The organism is Blautia sp. OF03-13 (assembly GCF_003460685.1).
Taxonomy (GTDB): domain Bacteria; phylum Bacillota; class Clostridia; order Lachnospirales; family Lachnospiraceae; genus Fusicatenibacter; species Fusicatenibacter saccharivorans.
This window is the reverse complement of record NZ_QTVR01000004.1, coordinates 38,939-58,354: the sequence shown is the minus strand read 5'-3', so window position 1 is coordinate 58,354 and position 19,416 is coordinate 38,939. Positions and strand designations below refer to the sequence as shown.

General features: G+C 46.9%; 14 protein-coding genes and 2 pseudogenes. 6 read left to right on the top strand and 10 right to left on the bottom strand.

Annotated features, from left to right (window positions below; all coding sequences use genetic code 11):
* The first annotated feature begins 10 nt into the window (after positions 1 to 10).
* From DXA55_RS04020 to DXA55_RS04010, 3 genes and pseudogenes are all read left to right on the top strand, one after another.
* Positions 11 to 3,484 (top strand): DNA polymerase III subunit alpha, encoded by a 3,474-nt coding sequence (locus DXA55_RS04020; RefSeq protein ID WP_117813078.1) that lies wholly within the window; start codon positions 11 to 13, stop codon positions 3,482 to 3,484.
* Between the two features lie 81 nt (positions 3,485 to 3,565).
* Positions 3,566 to 4,557 (top strand): annotated as a pseudogene (gene pfkA / locus DXA55_RS04015) (6-phosphofructokinase).
* A gap of 123 nt (positions 4,558 to 4,680) precedes the next feature.
* Complete coding sequence (locus tag DXA55_RS04010; RefSeq protein ID WP_022462042.1) at positions 4,681 to 6,261, top strand: glucose-6-phosphate isomerase; 1,581 nt, start codon at positions 4,681 to 4,683, stop codon at positions 6,259 to 6,261.
* A 139-nt stretch (positions 6,262 to 6,400) separates the two neighbouring features.
* On the opposite strand, the gene DXA55_RS04005 is transcribed toward DXA55_RS04010, so the two are convergent.
* The 6 genes from DXA55_RS04005 to DXA55_RS03980 form a co-directional block, all read right to left on the bottom strand.
* Positions 6,401 to 6,901, bottom strand: a complete 501-nt coding sequence (locus tag DXA55_RS04005) for a DUF4368 domain-containing protein (protein ID WP_117510059.1) — start codon at positions 6,899 to 6,901, stop codon at positions 6,401 to 6,403.
* A 6-nt stretch (positions 6,902 to 6,907) separates the two neighbouring features.
* A complete protein-coding gene (locus tag DXA55_RS04000) occupies positions 6,908 to 7,810 on the bottom strand; it encodes a sensor histidine kinase (protein WP_055267777.1) in 903 nt (300 codons plus the stop codon).
* 11 nt (positions 7,811 to 7,821) lie between these two features.
* The gene (locus DXA55_RS03995) at positions 7,822 to 8,559 is read right to left on the bottom strand and encodes an ABC transporter permease (RefSeq protein ID WP_055267780.1); all 738 of its coding nucleotides are present in this window, start codon (positions 8,557 to 8,559) and stop codon (positions 7,822 to 7,824) included.
* 15 nt (positions 8,560 to 8,574) lie between these two features.
* Positions 8,575 to 9,261: an ABC transporter permease gene (locus DXA55_RS03990; RefSeq protein ID WP_117804448.1), complete on the bottom strand. Its 687-nt coding sequence runs from the start codon at positions 9,259 to 9,261 to the stop codon at positions 8,575 to 8,577.
* Entirely contained in the window at positions 9,239 to 10,177 is a 939-nt protein-coding gene (locus DXA55_RS03985) for an ABC transporter ATP-binding protein (RefSeq protein WP_055267784.1), read from the bottom strand. Before DXA55_RS03985 ends, DXA55_RS03990 begins: the two co-directional genes overlap by 23 nt.
* 94 nt (positions 10,178 to 10,271) lie before the next feature.
* A complete protein-coding gene (locus tag DXA55_RS03980; RefSeq protein WP_055267786.1) occupies positions 10,272 to 10,955 on the bottom strand; it encodes a response regulator transcription factor in 684 nt (227 codons plus the stop codon).
* Positions 10,956 to 11,214: 259 nt separating this feature from the next.
* On the opposite strand from DXA55_RS03980, the gene DXA55_RS19490 reads away from it, so the two are divergent.
* Positions 11,215 to 11,532, top strand: a complete 318-nt coding sequence (locus DXA55_RS19490) for a helix-turn-helix domain-containing protein (protein WP_242998350.1) — start codon at positions 11,215 to 11,217, stop codon at positions 11,530 to 11,532.
* A gap of 70 nt (positions 11,533 to 11,602) precedes the next feature.
* On the opposite strand, the pseudogene DXA55_RS03970 reads toward DXA55_RS19490, so the two are convergent.
* A pseudogene (locus DXA55_RS03970) lies at positions 11,603 to 12,106 on the bottom strand (DUF6017 domain-containing protein); the annotation flags it as partial.
* A 273-nt stretch (positions 12,107 to 12,379) separates the two neighbouring features.
* Entirely contained in the window at positions 12,380 to 13,285 is a 906-nt protein-coding gene (locus DXA55_RS03965; RefSeq protein WP_055267788.1) for an AraC family transcriptional regulator, read from the bottom strand.
* Between the two features lie 201 nt (positions 13,286 to 13,486).
* On the opposite strand from DXA55_RS03965, the gene DXA55_RS03955 reads away from it, so the two are divergent.
* Positions 13,487 to 15,274, top strand: a complete 1,788-nt coding sequence (locus tag DXA55_RS03955; RefSeq protein ID WP_055267790.1) for an ABC transporter ATP-binding protein — start codon at positions 13,487 to 13,489, stop codon at positions 15,272 to 15,274.
* Positions 15,275 to 15,285: 11 nt separating this feature from the next.
* Positions 15,286 to 17,073: an ABC transporter ATP-binding protein gene (locus tag DXA55_RS03950; RefSeq protein WP_117813076.1), complete on the top strand. Its 1,788-nt coding sequence runs from the start codon at positions 15,286 to 15,288 to the stop codon at positions 17,071 to 17,073.
* A 158-nt stretch (positions 17,074 to 17,231) separates the two neighbouring features.
* On the opposite strand, the gene aroE is transcribed toward DXA55_RS03950, so the two are convergent.
* Together aroE and DXA55_RS03940 are read right to left on the bottom strand one after the other, a co-directional pair.
* Positions 17,232 to 18,104 carry a shikimate dehydrogenase gene (gene aroE / locus DXA55_RS03945; protein WP_055218962.1) on the bottom strand — a complete coding sequence of 291 codons (873 nt, stop codon included), beginning with the start codon at positions 18,102 to 18,104 and terminating at the stop codon, positions 17,232 to 17,234.
* 201 nt (positions 18,105 to 18,305) lie between these two features.
* A complete protein-coding gene (locus DXA55_RS03940; RefSeq protein WP_334291836.1) occupies positions 18,306 to 19,196 on the bottom strand; it encodes a quinate/shikimate dehydrogenase in 891 nt (296 codons plus the stop codon).
* Positions 19,197 to 19,416: the final 220 nt, after the last annotated feature.

Genomic DNA, 19,416 nt, shown 5'->3' with positions numbered 1-19,416 from the left:
GGAGAAAACGATGAGTTTTACGCATTTACATGTACATACCGAATACAGCCTTCTGGACGGATCGAACAAGATCAAAGAGTACGTTGCCAGAGTCAAGGAGCTTGGCATGAACAGCGCCGCGATCACCGATCACGGCGTCATGTTCGGCTGTATCGATTTTTATAAAGAAGCCCGCGCGCAGGGCATCAAGCCGATCCTCGGCTGTGAGGTTTACGTGGCGCCGGGTTCCCGTTTCGACCGCGAAACCAGCCGCGGAGAGGACCGGTACTACCATCTGGTTCTGCTGGCGGAAAATAATACGGGCTATTCCAATCTGATGAAGATTGTTTCGGCGGGCTTTATCGATGGATTTTACTATAAGCCGCGTGTCGACATGGAGATTCTGGAAAAGTATCACGAGGGCATTATCGCGCTTTCCGCCTGCCTTGCAGGTGAGGTGGCGCGTGCGATGGTGCGGAACCAGTACGAGATGGGAAAAGAGGCCGCACTGCGGTATGAGAAGATTTTCGGAAAAGGCAATTTCTTCCTGGAACTGCAGGATCACGGCATCTCGGAGCAGCGGATGGTCAATCAGCAGCTGATGCGCCTCTCGGCAGAAACCGGCATCGAGCTGGTGGCGACGAATGATATTCACTACACGTACGCAGAAGATGCGGATTCCCACGATATTCTTCTGTGCCTGCAGACCGGAAAGAAGATCACGGATGAGGACCGCATGCGCTACGAGGGCGGACAGTATTTCGTGAAATCCGAGGCGGAGATGGCATCGCTCTTCCCGTATGCACCGCAGGCAATCGAAAATACACAGAAAATTGCAGACCGGTGTAATGTGGAGATCGAATTTGGTGTCACAAAACTTCCGAAATTCGATGTGCCGGAGGGATACACTTCCTGGGAATACTTAAATAAGCTCTGCTACGACGGCCTCGAGGAACGGTATCACCCGGCGACAGATGAACTGAAGGCGCGGCTGAAATACGAGCTTGATACGATCAAAACGATGGGTTACGTCGATTACTTCCTGATCGTGTGGGATTTCATCAAATTTGCGCGCGACCACGACATCATGGTCGGACCGGGACGAGGATCGGCGGCCGGAAGTATTGTTTCCTACACCCTTGGCATCACACAGCTGGACCCGATGCGGTACCAGCTCCTGTTCGAGCGTTTCCTGAACCCGGAACGAGTTACCATGCCTGATATCGACGTGGATTTCTGCTTCGAACGCCGCCCGGAGGTCATCGACTATGTAACGAGAAAATACGGCAAGGACCGCGTTGTACAGATCGTCACATTCGGTACACTGGCGGCGCGCGGTGTCATCCGCGATGTCGGCCGTGTGCTGGATATGCCGTATGCACAGGTCGATTCGATTGCGAAGATGATTCCGAATGAGCTGAATATCACGATCGACAAGGCACTGCAGATGAACCACGAGCTGCGGGAGCTGTATCAGGGCAATGAAGAGGTTGCACATCTGATCGACATGTCACGGAGACTTGAAGGTCTGCCGCGCCACACGTCGATGCACGCCGCCGGTGTTGTCATCGGCTCGCGTCCGCTGGTGGAATTTGTGCCGCTCTCGCGAGGAAGCGACGGAACGATCGTCACGCAGTTCACGATGACGACGCTCGAGGAACTGGGACTTCTGAAAATGGACTTCTTAGGACTTCGGACCCTGACCGTCATTCAGAATGCGACAAAGCTCGCAGAGCGTTACAGCAATAAGAAAATTGATCTGCTTCACATCGATTACAACGATCCGAAAGTGCTCGGTATGATCGGCGCATCGAAAACGGTCGGTGTGTTCCAGCTCGAGAGTGCGGGAATGAAAAACTTCATGAAGGAGTTAAAACCGCAGAGCCTCGAGGATATCATCGCCGGAATTTCCCTGTACCGTCCGGGCCCGATGGATTTTATTCCGCAGTACATCAAAGGAAAAAACAACCCGGAATCCGTTACGTACGATACACCGCTCTTAAAACCGATTCTGGAGCCGACGTACGGCTGTATCGTCTACCAGGAACAGGTTATGCAGATCGTACAGGCACTGGCGGGCTATTCGCTTGGACGGGCCGATCTGGTGCGCCGTGCGATGTCGAAGAAAAAGGCATCTGTCATGGAAAAAGAGCGCCAGAATTTCGTTTATGGAAACGAGGCCGAGGGCGTGCCGGGCTGTATCAAAAACGGCATTGATGAGAAGACAGCGAACAAGATCTACGACGAGATGATCGACTTCGCGAAATACGCCTTCAACAAATCCCATGCGGCGGCGTACGCGTTCGTATCGTACCAGACGGCATGGCTGAAATACTATTACCCGGTTGAGTTCATGGCGGCTCTGATGACCTCCTGCATCGATAACCCGGGAAAAGTCGCAGAGTATATCTTGAGTTCCCGGCAGATGGGCATTTCCATTCTGCCGCCGGACATCAACCGAAGCGAAGGAAAATTCACGGTAGACGGCCAGGCGATCCGCTATGGCATGGCGGCGGTCAAAGGCATCGGAAAGCCGGTCATGGAGGCGATCGTGGAGGAGCGGAGTGCAAACGGACCGTTCCGCTCGTTAAAGGATTTCGCGGAGCGCCTGAGCGGAAAAGAAGTCAACAAGCGGACCGTCGAGAACTTTATCAAGGCGGGCGCATTCGACTGCTTCGGCGTGACGAGAAAGCAGCTCATGTTCGTCTACGCCAATGTGCTCGATGATGTGGCGCGCGAGAAAAAAGATTCGTTAAGCGGCCAGATGAGTCTGTTTGACTTCGTAGATGAGACGACCAAACGGTCGTATGAAACGGTGTACCCGGATGTCGGAGAATACGAAAAGAGTGATCTTTTGGCGCTCGAAAAAGAGGTGCTCGGCATCTACGTCAGCGGTCATCCGCTCGAGGAGCAGGAGGAGTGCTGGCGGAAGAACATTTCCGCGGTAACGACAGACTTCCAGCCGGATGAGGAGACGGGTTTCCCATCCGTCACCGACGGCGCGAAAGAGATTGTCGGCGGCATTATCACGGATAAAAAAATCAAATATACAAAGAATAACAAGACAATGGCATTTCTCACACTCGAGGACCTCGTCGGCAGTATGGAAATCGTCGTATTCCCGCGCGATTACGAGAAAAACGCACCGATGATGCAGACCGATGCGCGTGTCTTCATCCAGGGCCGTGTTTCCGCGGAGGATGATAAGCCGAGCAAGCTGATCTGCGAGAAAATTTTCCCGTTTGCTGGCATCCCGAAAGAGCTCTGGATCCAGTTCCCGGACAAGGAAACGTACGAGAGAGAAGTGGCGGATCTGTACCAGATGCTGCATGAATCCGACGGCAAGGACAGCGTGATTCTCTACATCAAATCGATCAAAGCGATGAAAAAACTGCCGCCGAGCCGCAATGTGCAGGCAGATGCCCGTCTGGTGGCGTCACTTCAGGCAAAATTCGGTACCGGAAACGTGAAAGTTGTAGAAAAGAGTATTGAAAAAAGGGCCTGAATGCTTTAAAATAAAACTGTGTGTGATTAATAAATAAAACTACTCGTTTATTAATGTGTGTGATGAGATGGAGGAATTCATATGGCAACGACTAACAAGGTAAAGACAATCGGAGTGCTTACCAGCGGTGGTGATGCACCAGGTATGAACGCAGCGATCCGTGCAGCCGTAAGAAGAGGTCTGCAGAAGGGCGTTCAGATGAAAGGTATCCTGAAAGGCTACGACGGACTGATGAACGAAGAAATCATCGACATGACAGCCCGCGATGTATCCGACACCATCGAGCGCGGAGGTACCATCCTTTATACCGCCCGCTGCGCAGAGATGCGTACACTGGAAGGCCAGAAACGTGCTGCAGATGTCTGCAGAAAACACGGCATCGACGGACTGGTAGTTATCGGCGGAGACGGATCTTTTGCAGGAGCGCAGAAACTGGCAGCTCTTGGAATTAACACCGTAGGTGTACCGGGAACCATCGACCTGGATATCGCCTGCACAGAATATACCATCGGTTTTGATACCGCGGTAAACACTGCAATGGAAGCCATTGATAAAGTAAGAGATACTTCCACTTCCCATGAGAGATGCTCGATCATCGAGGTTATGGGACGTAATGCCGGATATATCGCTCTTTGGTGCGGTATCGCAAACGGCGCAGAGGATATTCTTCTTCCGGAGAAATACGATTACGATGAGCAGAAGATCATCAACAACATCATCGAGAACCGTAGAAAAGGCAAAAAACATCATATCATCGTAAATGCTGAGGGCATCGGCCATTCCACCAGCATGGCGCGCAGAATCGAAGCTGCAACCGGCATCGAGACCCGTGCAACGATCCTTGGACATATGCAGCGTGGAGGAAGCCCGACATGTAAAGACCGTGTATATGCGTCCATCATGGGTGCTTACGCAGTTGACCTTCTTCTGGAAGGCAAAACAGACCGCGTTGTTGCATACAAGAACGGTGAGTATGTAGATTACGATATCGATGAGGCACTGTCCATGACAAAGACTCTGCCGGAATATCAGTGGAGATCGCAAGAGCTCTTTCTTATAACTATACGAAATAAAAAAATATCACGAAACAGACTGTTTTTAGCAAGCAGTCTGTTTCATTGGTATAATAGCGGGAATAAAAATGTTTCCGCGGACGGAATAGAGAGACAAAATAAAAAAACAGGAGGAACTTAACAATGGTTACCTGGAACAATCTTGATAAACTGGCTTCTTTTGAGGAGTTGAAAAAAGTGGAGCGTGTCAATCTTGCCGAGGTGATGTCCGGCGAAAACGGAGCAGAGCGCGTAAAATCTTACAGCGTTCCGATGGCAGAAGGACTTGCGTATAACTACGCAGCAAAACAGGTGAATGAGGATGTCCTTGCCGCACTCGTAAAACTGGCAGAAGAGGCACAGCTTTCTGAAAAATTTGAGGAGCTTTACAACGGTGCTGTCATCAACACCGGAGAGAACCGTCTCGTGCTTCATCAGCTGACCCGCGGCCAGCTCGGAAACACCGTTACGGCAGACGGCGTAGACAAACGTGCTTTCTACGTAGAGCAGCAGAACCGCATCGCAGAGTTTGCGAACAAAGTACATGCAGGTGAGATCACCAACGCAGCAGGTGAAAAATTCACCACCGTTGTGCAGATCGGTATCGGCGGAAGCGACCTTGGCCCGCGTGCGATGTATCTGGCTCTGGAAAACTGGGCAAAGAAAAACGGCTGCTTCAAAATGGAAGCAAAATTCATCAGCAACGTTGACCCGGATGACGCAGCAGCTGTTCTGAATTCGATCGACGTAGCACATTCCATCTTCGTTCTGGTATCCAAATCCGGAACCACACTGGAGACTCTGACCAATGAGTCCTTCGTAAAAGACGCTCTGAAAAATGCAGGCCTGGATGCATCCAAGCATATGATCGCCGTTACCAGTGAGACTTCTCCGCTGGCAAAGAGCGACGACTATCTGGCAGCATTCTTCATGGATGACTACATCGGAGGCCGTTATTCTTCCACATCCGCAGTCGGCGGCGCTGTTCTGTCCCTGGCTTTCGGACCGGAAGTATTCGCAGCATTCCTCGAGGGCGCTGCAGCAGAAGATAAACTTTCTGCAAACAAAGACGTATTACAGAACCCGGAGATGCTCGATGCGCTGATCGGTGTTTACGAGAGAAACGTTCTTGGCTATCCGAGCACTGCAGTTCTTCCGTACTCCCAGGCACTGAACCGTTTCCCGGCTCACTTACAGCAGGTAGATATGGAGTCCAACGGTAAATCGGTCAACCGCTTCGGCGAGCCGGTCAATTACCCGACCGGTCCGGTTCTCTTCGGTGAGCCAGGTACCAACGGACAGCATTCCTTCTATCAGCTGCTGCATCAGGGAACTGATATCGTTCCGCTGCAGTTTGTAGGCTTCCGCAATAACCAGATGGAGACCGATGTCGACATCCAGGGCAGCACCAGCCAGCAGAAACTCTGCGCAAACGTAGCAGCTCAGATCGTTGCATTTGCCTGCGGTAAAGCAGATGAGAATAAAAACAAAAACTTCGAAGGCGGCCGTCCGTCCAGCATCATCATCGGAGATCAGGTAAATCCGAAGACGCTGGGAGCACTGCTTGCACACTTCGAGAATAAGATCATGTTCCAGGGATTCCTGTGGAACGTAAACAGCTTCGACCAGGAAGGCGTCCAGCTTGGTAAAGTCCTTGCAAAACGCGTTCTGGCTCATGAGACAGACGGAGCACTGAAGGTATTCAGTGATCTGCTCAATATCTAAAAGCGTTATTTTCTGATCAGAAAAGGCGTCCTGTGAAAAAAATCTCCCGGAAAAACTCCGGGAGATTTCAGACTATAGACAAAGCCCTGCTTAGGGGCGGTGACGTAAGAAAACATTTATGTGAGAGAATCGGCGTAGTTTAGGCTACGCCGGTTTTCTTTTCTTTTTGGGCTGCTTGGGATTGCTCCCTTGCGTCCTCAAAATCAAATGCACCAATGAAGTTATAGACGATCTCGATTTCTCTGACCTTGATGCGCGGCTCATTCTCGTCCGGCGTATAAACCTCGGAGATATAAATTTTCTCCACAAACTCCCGGAGAACAGAGGCGTCAAGCTGCTGCATATCAGTGTACTTCCTGACCGCTGCAATAAACTGTCTGACATTGACTTTCTGCTTTTCCTGTTCCTTGACTTCTTGCCGAAGATATTCGACAAGGTTTGTAAGGTTAGTCTGTTCCAATTCATAGTCACGGGACAGTATATCAGCATGGCGGCTCCCTCCGTGGGCCGCCGATCCTGCGCTGGGCAAAGAGAAGCGGCGGCCTTGATTTCTCAAAGCCGCCGCTGGTTTTATGGGCGTGTCAAAAGGGCTGTTGTACGACGGCTTTTTTTCTTTGCCGTCGCCCGGCAGTTGAAACAATACTGTTTATTTGATTTCCAAAGAAATGGTTAGTGTATCATTTTCAATTTTAGCGAACACATTGCCGCCGAGCTTGTCAGTTAATAGTTTTACCACAGCAAGCCCCACTCCTGTACCGCTATTATGCCTTGATTTGTCCCCGGTATAAAATCTTTCAAATAGTCGGTTTGGGTCTATTTCCACCTTACTATCAATGGGATTTTCAATGATAAAAATAGCACTCTTTTCTTTGCCTTGCTTCAAGTCAATTTTAATCGAGCCAGAGGAATATCGAATAGCATTTATAATAAGATTTTGAAAAATACGTTCTACCATACCATAGTCCGAATGGAGATAAACGGAATGATCTGGCAGACCAATTACAGGAGATATGCCTTTTGCTTCCAATGCTGGGGCGTTCTCTGTGATAAGATTTATCAGCAAATTTGTTAAGTTGAAATCTTCACGCACAGGAGTTACTTCTTTTGCGTCTATTACAGAAACATCGTAAAAGGTTTGTATCAGCGCTTTCATTCTTTCTGCTTTATTATAAATGGTTTCTATACGCTGTGTTTGACCTGCTGATAAATTCTCCTTTTTTAATAATTGTAAATGGCCAAGTATTACCGTCAGAGGGGTACGCAAGTCATGTGAAATATTAGCAATGGACTCTTTCAAATACATTTCGTGCCGTAATGTGCTTGCAATGGACTGTCTTTGCTTTTCATTATACTGGTTTAATACTGCGGCCAGTTGTTCTATATCTTTATCAACAAGAGAGATGTCCAGCATCTTTTCCGATTTTCCAGTTGTAAGATCGGTCATTTGTTTCGATAGGTTACGGATTTGTCTTTTGATTTGCACATATTTGAAAAGCACTACTATCAAGACTGCGATAACTAAAATTAACAACAGCTTTATTCCAGACACCTCCCTCCTTGTTATTTGAGTTCACATTTGCGAAAGCTAATCCATGAAAAGGTTATCAAAGCAACTATCCAAACAACGCCAACTAAAATGGCCCATGGCAAAAAATAGGTCACAGAAAAAACCGCTTCCCGTATCTGATAGGTTGCCAAAAATGCAACAGGAAGATCAAACATCATTCCATACCCAAGATAAAGGCTAAGAACAAAAGTGACTAAAGCGGTAACAGCTATTGCTCTTGCAGAGCTTCTTAACCAAAAAACAATCCAGATTGCAATAAGAAAAGTCGCACTGTTCAAAAGCAGAGAATATAAAATCGCCTTACTGACCTGATAACAAAGGTTGCCTGCTTCGGTAATACCAAAGCGGACACTTTCTCTTATACAACCAGCCACAGGATAAACAAGAGCCATGATATTAAATGCAATTAAGTATGAGATTACTTTAGCAAAGAAAATGGTTTTTCTCGAATGTCCTGCATTGACCTCAAGATCAATCGTCCGACTGGAAAATTCCTGTCCTAAAATCAGAGCTAAAATACTGGATATAATTATCAGGAGAAAGGTTGAATCGTAAACCATTCCATTAAAAATATCTGCGAGGGATGTAGCAGCCCCACCCATAGGCCCCATAGCTTCCGGGACATAAGTATCTGCGGTAAAAAAACCAATCAAAAATATCCCTATTAAACCGCACCAATAAAAGATATTATGTGATAATTGATATTTTTCCATTTTCAGTAAGTTGTTCATTCCCACACCTCCTTGTTATTTCAAATCCGAGCGTCGGAACCACAGATAAGTACCTAAGCATAATGCCAGTATCCATAAAAAATCTGAAAACATGAATTGCCCGCCGGATATGTTGGATTGTTGCAATGCCATAAGCCGAAGCTGGCCCATAGGCAATATTTGTGAGATAAGCTGCACTTGATCTCCATTCATCAAAAAGACCATTAAGAAAAAGAGTACCATCGGCACAGCCATACTCTTTCCTATATCACGGAAAATGAAGGCAAAGAAAAAAGGTAATAGGCACATTGCAAATTGCGAAGCAATCACCATTACAACTATGCCGATGCTTGCCAATGCTCCTTTAGTGACAAACGTACCAATTATGCTATGTAACAACAGTGGAAAAGACAGGATAACCATGCAGGCGATTTGATGAACTACCAGCTTCGCAAATAGTATCTTTCCGCGTCGATGTCCGGCATTGATATATGATTGTAATGTTCTTCTGCCAAAATCATTTCCAACAAACAGGGCAGAAAAGATGATTGTGAGGAAATATAGGATTGGCATATTGTATATCGAAGCAAAGAAAAGGTTGGATGTTTCCCCAACGCTATCCAGTAACAACACACTACTTAAAAGGAGATTAAACAATCCTATCCCCCAAAAATACCAGCTATGGAACAGCTTATAAAATTCAGCTTTTAGGAGATTTGACATTTCCTGTCCCTCCTATTTTGCTTAAAAAGTAATCTTCTAATGTATCACCGGCCACAGAAAGACCTGTAACGAGAATATGTGCATCTGACAAAGCAGCAGCCACTTTTTCCATATCATCGAGATAATCATATAGGCGAATTATGCCATCTGGCATCAGCTTAAAACTATCTGTGTGTAGCGTTTCTTCCAAAACGATCAGAGCTTTTTGTGGATCAGTTGCCTTTATTGCGATATGCCGTTTGCAACGATCATTTAGTTCTCGATCTGATATTTCTTCGATAATTTTGCCTTTGTCTATTAAAATAAACTCTGATGCTGTCTGATACAGTTCCTCTAAGATATGGCTGGATACCAATATCGTCATTCCGTATTCCTTATTCAAGGACTTTAGCAAATTACGAATTTCCACAATTCCAGCAGGATCAAGCCCATTGATCGGTTCATCCAAAATAAGAAATTCTGGTGTATTTAATAGTGCGATTGCAATACCCAATCGCTGTCGCATCCCCAGCGAAAAATTACGGACAGCTTTTTTCCCGGTATCTTTCAGACCTACCATGTCTAAAGTTTTTTGGATAACTGCTTTGTCAGGGATACCACGTTGGATACGCTGTATCTCCATATTTTGATAAGCGGTCATTGTCGGAAAAAGCGCAGGTGTTTCGATCATGCAACCGATCCGCTTTCTCTGTTCCTGCAATTCCTTTTCGACGGTTTTCCCCCACAACGATAAGGTGCCGCTTGTCGGAAACGCTAATCCTGTAACCAATCTCAAAAAGGTGGTCTTTCCTGCTCCATTTTGGCCTATGAAGCCATAAATTTTCCCTTTTTCAATTTTCAAATCAATATGATCTAAGGCAACTGTGTGCCGGTATTCTTTTGTTAAGTCATGTGCTTCCAAAATAACAGAACTCATGTTGTCATCCTCCTTTACATTTTAGTGTAAGGGGAAATCATAAAGAATTTCTTAATTTCTATTTGGAAACCATAAAAAGCATAAAGCCAAGAGCTTACCCCTCGGCTTTATGCAAACGGTATCCAATGCCCCACACAGTATCTATAAACTCTTTATCCGGGCAAATGGCTTTCATCTTGTTTCGCAAGTTGCTAATATGGACATTCAAGGTGTTGTCCTCGCTGATATACTCTGTATTCCAAACACTTTGAAACAAATTCGCCTTTGAGAAGATCTTGTCCGGGTATTTCATAAGCAATTCCAGTATAGCAAATTCTTTCGCAGTTAAAGGTAACTCCGCCCCTTGTAGCATAGCTCTGTTGCCGTCTAAATCTAAAACCAAATCATTGCACTTCAAAGATGACGGCGTGCTGTTTTGAAATTGAATCCGGCGTAAGTTGCTTTCAATTCTGGCGAGAACTTCTTCCATATCGAAAGGTTTTGTAATGTAATCATCCGCACCAAGCCGCAACAAATCAATCTTGTTCTGTGTTGTTTCCTTTGCTGAAATTACTATGACAGGAACCGTTGAGAATTTACGAATATCCGCAAGTATAGTATCACCACTCCGATAAGGCAGCATTATATCAAGCAGAATAAGATCAATCTGATGTTCTTGTATGCAGTCTAACACATGAAGCCCATCATACTGACAAAGCACCTCATATCCATTTCCCTGTAAAAAATCAGCCAGCAATTTGCTGATCTCTAAATCATCCTCAACAATCAAAATTTTCATGTTGTTCTATGTTCACCTGCCTTATGTCAGCATTGTACTACACTTTTTATCTCTAATAGATTTAATTATATTTCCTTTCAGGAGAGAATACAAGGCATAAAATATGAATTATTAGATGTTAGAAGAACACATTTCTATTGCTGGGTACACTGGAAATATGAAACCAAAAGCCAGCAAAAGCCCCTCCTGTCTACGCATTTAGGGGGCAAAAAGCCCACGGAAATCAAGGCTTTTCGGCGGTGGTCGATGGGGTGGCAGAATGATTTATCAAATACCCGTCGGAACGGGCTTTGAAATGCGTAGGAAAATCTTTCCGGCGCTGGTTTTCCCGCCGGTTCTGTGGTATGCTGGAATAAGACAAAAAACGACAGGAGTTGACACGATGGCCGAACAGGAAATGTTACTGGACACAGCTACCATCAGGGCCGCCGTCGCCGGTGAGCTATGGGCTAAACAAAAAGTGATCGAACACTACACCCCCATGATCGACGAGTTGGCCGTTGACGAAGATATGAAGCAGCACCTTATTCTGAAACTGTTGGAAGAACTGCCTAACTTCCCAATGGGGCAGGCATAAGAAAAAGAGCGCCGGACGCAGAGGCTTTGACACCTCCGCGCCCGGCGTTTTGGATAATTGCCGATTATGTCATAGCAAACTCGGTGTGAGAGCTGTCCAGCTTCATAAACTTGGATTTCACCAGCTCTGCCGGGTAATCGTCCCCGGCAATACGGATGGTCTTGCGGACGCTGCACACGGTTTCCACCAGCAAGTCCACGATCTCGTCCAGCGTTTCCCGGTCAATGCCCTTGGCGTGCTGGCAAAGGTGTTCGTACTCGATGTTGTCCATGATGATCTCACGATAAATCTCTATGGCGCTCTGTGATTTCGCTCCCGTTCCTTTCCGTTCCGGCGGCTGTGCCGCTTCGTCCTCCGAGGGGAAGGGTCGGGAAAGGATAGGAATGGAATCGGTAATTGATACATCCGTAGTTGTTTTTTCTTTACTTGATATATCTTTATTTAATTGCATTGGATTTTCCAATGTCGGGTTTCCCGGTGTCGGATTATCCGATGTTGGATTTTCCAACACCGAGTTTTCCAATCCCGGTGCCGCCTCGTCCGGCTGCTCTGGCCGGGGCTGGGGCTGTTCAAAGGCCCGGTCGCTGCCGGAAGTGAAGTACATAGGCCGTCGCCTTCTTTCTGCGTTTGGGCAAAAAGAAAAGCCGCAGACTTTTTCAAAATCTGCGGCTTAGCCGGGGAACAGAAAAGGGCGCTGTCATGCTTGACAACACCCTGTTTCTGTCTGATTATTCAGTTGTTTTGACCTGCCCCGTTTTCCGCTGCCCTAAAAAACATTGATTTTACTGGTTTTTTTCATGTTTTCTTATGGCAACGCTCTTTTTTGCAGGGTTTTTTCATTTTCAGATTATCCCAGCTTCGCCGGGAGAGACGAGGAAACCGTGGTCTGGTGCTTTTGACGGAATTGCCGCGGGGTGATCTGGTACCGCTTTTTAAAGGTGCGGATCAGATGACTGCAGTCCGCAAAGCCGGTCTCGGCTGCAATATAGTTCAGGTCATAGTCGGTAAAAAGAAGCAGGTTTTCAACCTTGTTCAGGCGGATAAACTCGATATACTGCTTACAGCTCTGCCCGTAATGCTTCAGAAAAAGTTTGGCAAAATAGGAGTAGCTCATGTTGTATTTATGTGCCAGTGCCTCGATATTGATGTTTTCCTGGGAATGGCGGTCGAGATAGACGAGGATATCCTGCATACTCTGTTCCTCACTCTCGGAAATCGATTCGGGATTGAAACAGATTCCCTGGCAGTGCCAGATACGCAGAAGCCGGAGAAACAGTGTGGAAAAGAGAGAATAGATATAGGCATCATAACCGTATTTCTTTTCAAGAGCCTCCCTCTCAAGGGTTACAAAAAAATCATGGAGATTCAGCTCTGAGAGATCTTCCTGCGTAAACAAAAGCGAAGGATAGGTCATTGTGGCGATTTTATGGAAAGCAAAGCTCAGGTTCGGAAGGTAGCTTCCGGTGAGCTGGATGCGGTTCAGGTTGAATTTGATACAGAAATAGCGGAATGGCCGATCCTGGTCTGCGGCAAGTGCGTGGACCGTCTGTGGAGGAAACAGGATGAAAGAGCCCGGTTTTATGTGGTAGACGGAATCGTTGCAGCTCACGAGAAGAGAACCTTCCTGCAGATAAAGAACCTCCGTAAAATAGTGCCAGTGGGATTTGACCGGCATGGAAAAACTGTCGGAGCAGCAGGAAAAGGCTTCAATCGGCGAGTGCAGGATGTCACTGTATTCAAAAAGATTCTTCAACGGAAAAGTCCCCCTTCAGGTAAAAAATATTCAGTATTTTTCTGGGAATATCAGTTTCGGAAAAATAGAAACATTCTATTTTTGTACAGTCGCATTATATCATATCCAAATGAAAATTGATACAATGGCGAAAGCATTTGAAAGAAAATTAATGCTGAATTTGGTAACTCAATTTCCTAAGATAAGGGGGGATATGAAAACATGAAAAGCAACACGAAACAATTCCCGAAAAACAAAATTGCGTGGCTGTGGGAAAACATGGAGGGAAAACGGGCGCTGTACTTTGTCGGTATTCTCGGAACCGTTTTGTACAATATTCTGCAGCTTACGATTCCCTATTTTTCGGGAAAAATTGTGGATCTGTTTTTAACTGGGGAGAACGCGGCGACAAATCTTCAGGTACACCGTGACCTGCTTTACCGCTTGCTGTTTGCGATGGTCGGCTTTACGTTCCTGCGTGTTATCGTTGTTTATGGCAGCTGTATGATCTATGAGACGGTGTCGCAGAGTGTTCTGTACCGGGTGCGGAATTATCTGTACGACAAGCTTCAGCGTCAGGATATGACGTTTTACAGTACCTATCGGACAGGAGATCTGATGACACGGCAGACAGGAGACCTGGATGCGGTGCGTCACATGGTTGCATGGGTTGTACGAATGGTGGTTGAGTCATTTTCTCTGTTTGCTGCAGCGGCCGTTTTCTTCCTGTATACGAACTGGAAGCTGGCACTGTGCGTTCTTGTGATTTCACCGTTTGTATTCTGGATTATCTATCTGTTCCGGAACCGCGTTGCCCCGATGCATGCGGCGCTGCGTGAAAAACTGGCACAGATGAATACATGCGCACAGGAGAATATTTCCGGAAACCGCGTTGTCAAAGCGTTTGCAAGAGAAGATTACGAAATCGAGAAATTCGACCGTGCCAATACCGACTATGCGGAGACGAATAAGGCAACCGGAATGGTATGGCTGAAATTTTTCCCGATTGTCGAGAGTATTGCGAACCTGATGCCGGTTGTCCTGCTCGCAGTCGGCGGTGTTTTTATGATCAGAGGACAGCTTACTATGGGAGACTATGTGGCATTTTCAGGCCTCATCTGGGCAATCGCCAATCCGATGCGTCAGATGGGAAATATCATGAACGAATTTCAGCGGTTCTCAGCAGCGTCGAAAAAGGTCATGGAGCTGTATTACTCCGAACCGAAAATCAGGGACGAAGAAAATGCCGTTTCCCATCCGGAGCGGTTTGAAGGCAAAATCGAGTTTGATAACGTTTCCTTCCAATACGAGGATGGTGATTTGCCGGTTCTGCACAATATTTCCTTCACGGCCCATCCGAACGAGACGGTTGCGATCATGGGCGAGACCGGCTGCGGCAAGACATCGCTGATCAATCTGATCCCGCGGTTTTATGAGCCGACAGAAGGACAGATCCGGATTGACGGAATTCCTGTAGAACAGCTGAAGCTGTATGATCTCCGAAAACAGATCGGACTTGCCACGCAGGATGTTCTGCTGTATTCTGACACGATCGAGGGAAACATTGCCTACGGCGATGATTCGATCAAGATGAACGAGGTTGTCAAGTTTGCAAGGTATTCCGCTGCGGCAGATTTCATTTCAAAGATGCCGGAGGGCTACGATACCCTGGTTGGAGAGCGCGGTGTTGGTCTTTCCGGAGGCCAGAAGCAGAGAATTTCTCTGGCAAGAGCACTGGCGATCCGTCCATCGGTTCTGATTCTTGACGATACAACATCGGCGGTTGATATGGAAACAGAGAAACAGATTCAGCAGTCCTTACGGGAGCTTGATTTTCCATGTACCAAGATTGTGATTGCACAGCGAATTTCGACAACGAAAACAGCGGACAAGATTATTGTTCTGCAAAATGGCTATATTGAAGAAATGGGAACACATGAGGAACTGATGGAGAAGAAGGGTTACTATTATGAACTGGTGAAGCTGCAGACCGGTGTGGATGAACTGTAGGAGGGGAAGCAATGGCAAAAAATACATACAAGCAGGATGAAGTGCTCGAAGAGCCGTTTGACATCAAGCATCTGCTCAGAGCTTCATCCTATATCAAAAAATATGCAAAACGGATGGTTTTTGCGATCCTTTTGAGTGGCATCGGCGGTGCGTCCGGCTATGTGGCGCCGATGATTATCCAGCGGGCGCTGGACCTTGCAATTCCGGAGAAAAACGAGAGGCTTTTATTTTCTCTTGTGGGAATGCTGGTCGGCATCTATCTGGTGAGCGTGATCTTCACAACAATCCGAAGCCGCATTATGGTGGATGTCAGTCAGAGTATCATCTATGATATCCGAAAAGATTTGTTTGCACATCTGCAGGAGCTGCCGTTCCAGTATTACGATGACCGCCCGCACGGCAAGATCCTGATTCGGGTTGTCAATTACGTCAACTCGGTGTCGGATATGCTGTCAAATGGTCTGATCAACATCGTTCTGGAGAGCTTCAACCTTCTGTTTATCGTGATTTTCATGTTTCTGGTTGATGTGCAGATGGCATTTGTCGTGCTCTGCGGCGTGCCGGTGCTGTGCGTTTTCATGGTCTGGATCAAGAATAAACAGAGACGTGCATGGCAGGCAGTTTCGAACAAGAACTCAAACCTGAATGCCTATCTGCAGGAGAATATTGTCGGAGCCCGCATTACGCAGATCTTTGCACGAGAGGATGAGAATGCGGAGATTTTCAAAGATCTTTCCAAGGATTGCCGCAGAACATGGAATACAGCAGTTCGCTATTCCAACCTGGTATGGCCGGGTATCGATTCAATTTCCGTCTGCGTGCGTGCTGCCATTTTTCTGTCCGGTCTGATCCTTTTCGGGCAGGGAAATAAGTCGGTTGGTACGATTGTAGCGATTTCGAGCTATGCATCGTATTTCTGGCAGCCGATCATGAACATTGGAAACATCTTCAATAACTTTATCAACAACATTGCGTATCTGGAACGTATCTTTGAGACGATGGATGAGCCGGTGACGGTAAAGGATGCAAAAGATGCCGTTGAAATGCCAAAAATCCGCGGTGAGGTGACCTTCGATCACGTAAATTTCTCGTACGATGCGTCAAAACAGATCTTAAACGATGTTTCGTTTACGGTAAAACCGGGTGAGAGTGTGGCGCTTGTCGGACCGACCGGAGCCGGAAAGAGTACGATTGTCAATCTGATTTCACGGTTTTACAATGTCAATGGCGGTCGCGTCCTGATCGATGGACAGGATATCTCGCAGGTGACCATTCATTCCCTGCGTGAGCAGATGGGTATTATGATGCAGGACAGCTTTATTTTCTCGGGAGATATTGAGGATAATATCCGTTACGGAAAGCTTGACGCAACGCATGAGGAGATTGTGAAGGCGAGCAGAACTGTCTGTGCGGACGAGTTTATCAGCAAAATGCCGGATCGCTATCAGACGGAGGTAAGGGAGCGTGGTTCCATGCTGAGCCAGGGACAAAAGCAGCTCATTTCGTTTGCGCGTACCCTGCTTTCCGATCCGGCCATTCTGATTCTCGATGAGGCGACCTCAAGCATTGACGTACAGACCGAAAAAGCACTGCAGACGGGACTCAATGCCATGCTGAAGGGCAGAACCTCATTTATCATTGCGCATCGTCTGTCTACGATCCGCAACTGCGATAAGATTATGTATATCGATAACGGCGGTATTATGGAGAGCGGAACACATGATGAGCTGATGGCAAAGAAAGGCCATTATTATAAACTGTATACAGCACAGCTTGATGAAGTACAGAAAGCGGGCTGATCAAAAAAGATCATAAAAAAGATTATAAAAAAGGCTTCTGCCAGCGGATAAAAATCCGTGGCAGAAGCCTTTTGCCGTTTCTTGTTCGTGTCGCTTTTTGCGCGTGTCGCCGAAGCGACCCGCCGCAGGCGGAAAATTCGGCAAAGCAGGAGTTCTTCTTATTTTCCGGAGAAGTATTTCTCTTTGATGATCTCAACCGGCATATCCTCGCCAGTCCACAGTTTGAAGGAAGCAGCTCCCTGGTATAACAGCATGTACATACCGTTTCCGGTCTTGCATCCAGCCTCTTTTGCCTCACGCAGCAGGCGGGTTTCCTGCGGATTGTAGATCACATCGAAAACGAAGAGGTCTTTGTGGAACATCGTTGTGTCGGTGATGATGGTGTTCTCGGTTTTTGGAGCCATTCCGACGGAAGTTCCATTGACAAGAATGGCGCTGTCTGCGATGGATGCGCGAAGGACTTCCGGATCGGAGAAGTCGTGCAGGGTAACCTTGCAGGAAGTACGCTCATTGAGTTTTGCAACGATTTCCTCGGCTCTTCCGAAGAAATTGTCTCTGACGTTGAATACATTGATCTCAGCCACGCCGTCGAGGGCTGCCTGTACCAGGATTGCAGTAGCAGCGCCGCCGGCACCGAGCAGAGTCATCTTTTTGCCGATGATGTCTACGCCGTTTTCTGCAACTGCTCTCATGAAGCCGACGCCGTCGGTGGTGTAAGCGGTGAGAACGCCGTTGTCGTTGACGATGGTATTACATGCGCCGGAGATCTCCGAAGCAGGAGAAACCTTGTCTGCCAATTTGCACATGATATTTTTGCCAGGCATGGTGATGTTCCAGCCTCTTGCACCCATGGTGCGGAGTCCTTCGACTGCCTGCGGCATTTTGTCTTCCGGTACATCAAAGGCAAGGTAGCTATAATCAAGGCCGAGCTGGTCGCATGCTTCGTTGTGCATTTCCGGAGAAACACTGTGTGCAACCGGGCTTCCGAGTAAACATAATAATCCGGTGTGTCCTGTGATGTGTTTTGACATAATTTGAAATCCTCTCTCTCCTCGTATTTCCGCATGATGATAAATCGTGCTGTAGCACTTTAAACTGCTACTATATGAAGTGAATTATACTCCAGATGCCGAAAGAAAGCAAGAAAAAAAGAGGAAATGACGCAAAGTTCATTTCCTCTTTTCGTGTTGGTTTTTGATTAAGGTTTAAGATGGAAAAGATTCGCCCGGAAATCAGATTCCAAGTTTCTCTTTCATGTAGTCAACCGGAGTATCTTTTCCGGTGTACAGCTTGATTGCGATGAGTGCCTGGAACAGCATCATGCCCATGCCGTTGAATACTTTCTCACATCCTGCTTCTTTTGCCTGTTTCATCATAACGGTTTCGCGCGGAGCGTAAACGGTATCCGTTACGATGAGATCTTTTTTAAAGAAGGAAGGATCAGGAATGTTGGAAAGGTCTTCGAGTGGATGCATTCCTACGCCGGTAGCATCGCAGAACAGGTCAGCTGCGTGCATTTTTTCTTTCAGGAGGTCTTTGTCTGCCAGATCGTTCATGGTAGCCTTGCAGTTGGTGTTCTTATTGATCAGATCAACAATTTCCTCTCCACGGCTGTAGAATTTGTCTTTGATATTGAAGATTTCAATTTCTGCAACTCCATCCAGAGCACCGCGCACTGCAATTGCAGTAGCAGCACCGCCGGTTCCGATCAGGACCATCTTCATTCCCTTGAAATCGATGCCCTCTTCGGTCAGTGCCTGCCAGTATCCCATACCATCGGTATTGTAGCCTTTCAGTTTTCCGGTTACCTGACCGTTTTCGTCGCGGAGATTGACTACGGTATTGATAGCGCCGCATAACTTAGCTGCTTCATCTACTTCGTCCAGATATTTGTGGACAACAGTTTTGTTTGGCATGGAAATATTGGAACCGAGCATTTTCAGCGCGCGGATACTCTGCACAGCATCTTTTAAAGAATCGTTATCAACTTCGAAAGCAAGCTGAATGACGTCATCTCCGTTTTTGTCGTATGCAAGGTTGTGGGTTGTCGGAGACTGGGTGTGACGGATCGGGTAAGCCATTAATCCAACTAATTCGGTATGTCCTGTAATATTTGGCATGATATTTTCCTCTTTTCTTTTTTTATGCTGCGCTGTTGTCATTGATGTTGGAGTCAAAAGGTTTTTTGACCTTTTGACCCTGGTATCTTGTCATTTTGAAAAAGAAACAGCGTAGCAGATGATATACAGTTTTTGTCGGGCTGCTTAAAGTAGTGGAATCGTTATCGTTCCCTTATGCAGTGAAACACTTGTTATTTCGCTGGGTAAGAAGCGATGCTGGGGA

Excerpts from the sequence above, each read along its gene's own strand:
- DXA55_RS03995 (WP_055267780.1), bottom strand. The coding sequence starts at position 8,559 with ATGAACAACTTACTGAAAATGGAAAAATATCAATTATCACATAATATC.
- aroE (WP_055218962.1), bottom strand. The coding sequence starts at position 18,104 with ATGTCAAAACACATCACAGGACACACCGGATTATTATGTTTACTCGGA.
- DXA55_RS03955 (WP_055267790.1), top strand. The coding sequence starts at position 13,487 with ATGAAAAGCAACACGAAACAATTCCCGAAAAACAAAATTGCGTGGCTG.
- DXA55_RS03985 (WP_055267784.1), bottom strand. The coding sequence starts at position 10,177 with ATGAGTTCTGTTATTTTGGAAGCACATGACTTAACAAAAGAATACCGG.
- DXA55_RS03980 (WP_055267786.1), bottom strand. The coding sequence starts at position 10,955 with ATGAAAATTTTGATTGTTGAGGATGATTTAGAGATCAGCAAATTGCTG.
- DXA55_RS03990 (WP_117804448.1), bottom strand. The coding sequence starts at position 9,261 with ATGTCAAATCTCCTAAAAGCTGAATTTTATAAGCTGTTCCATAGCTGG.
- DXA55_RS04020 (WP_117813078.1), top strand. The coding sequence starts at position 11 with ATGAGTTTTACGCATTTACATGTACATACCGAATACAGCCTTCTGGAC.
- DXA55_RS04010 (WP_022462042.1), top strand. The coding sequence starts at position 4,681 with ATGGTTACCTGGAACAATCTTGATAAACTGGCTTCTTTTGAGGAGTTG.
- DXA55_RS19490 (WP_242998350.1), top strand. The coding sequence starts at position 11,215 with ATGATTTATCAAATACCCGTCGGAACGGGCTTTGAAATGCGTAGGAAA.
- DXA55_RS03950 (WP_117813076.1), top strand. The coding sequence starts at position 15,286 with ATGGCAAAAAATACATACAAGCAGGATGAAGTGCTCGAAGAGCCGTTT.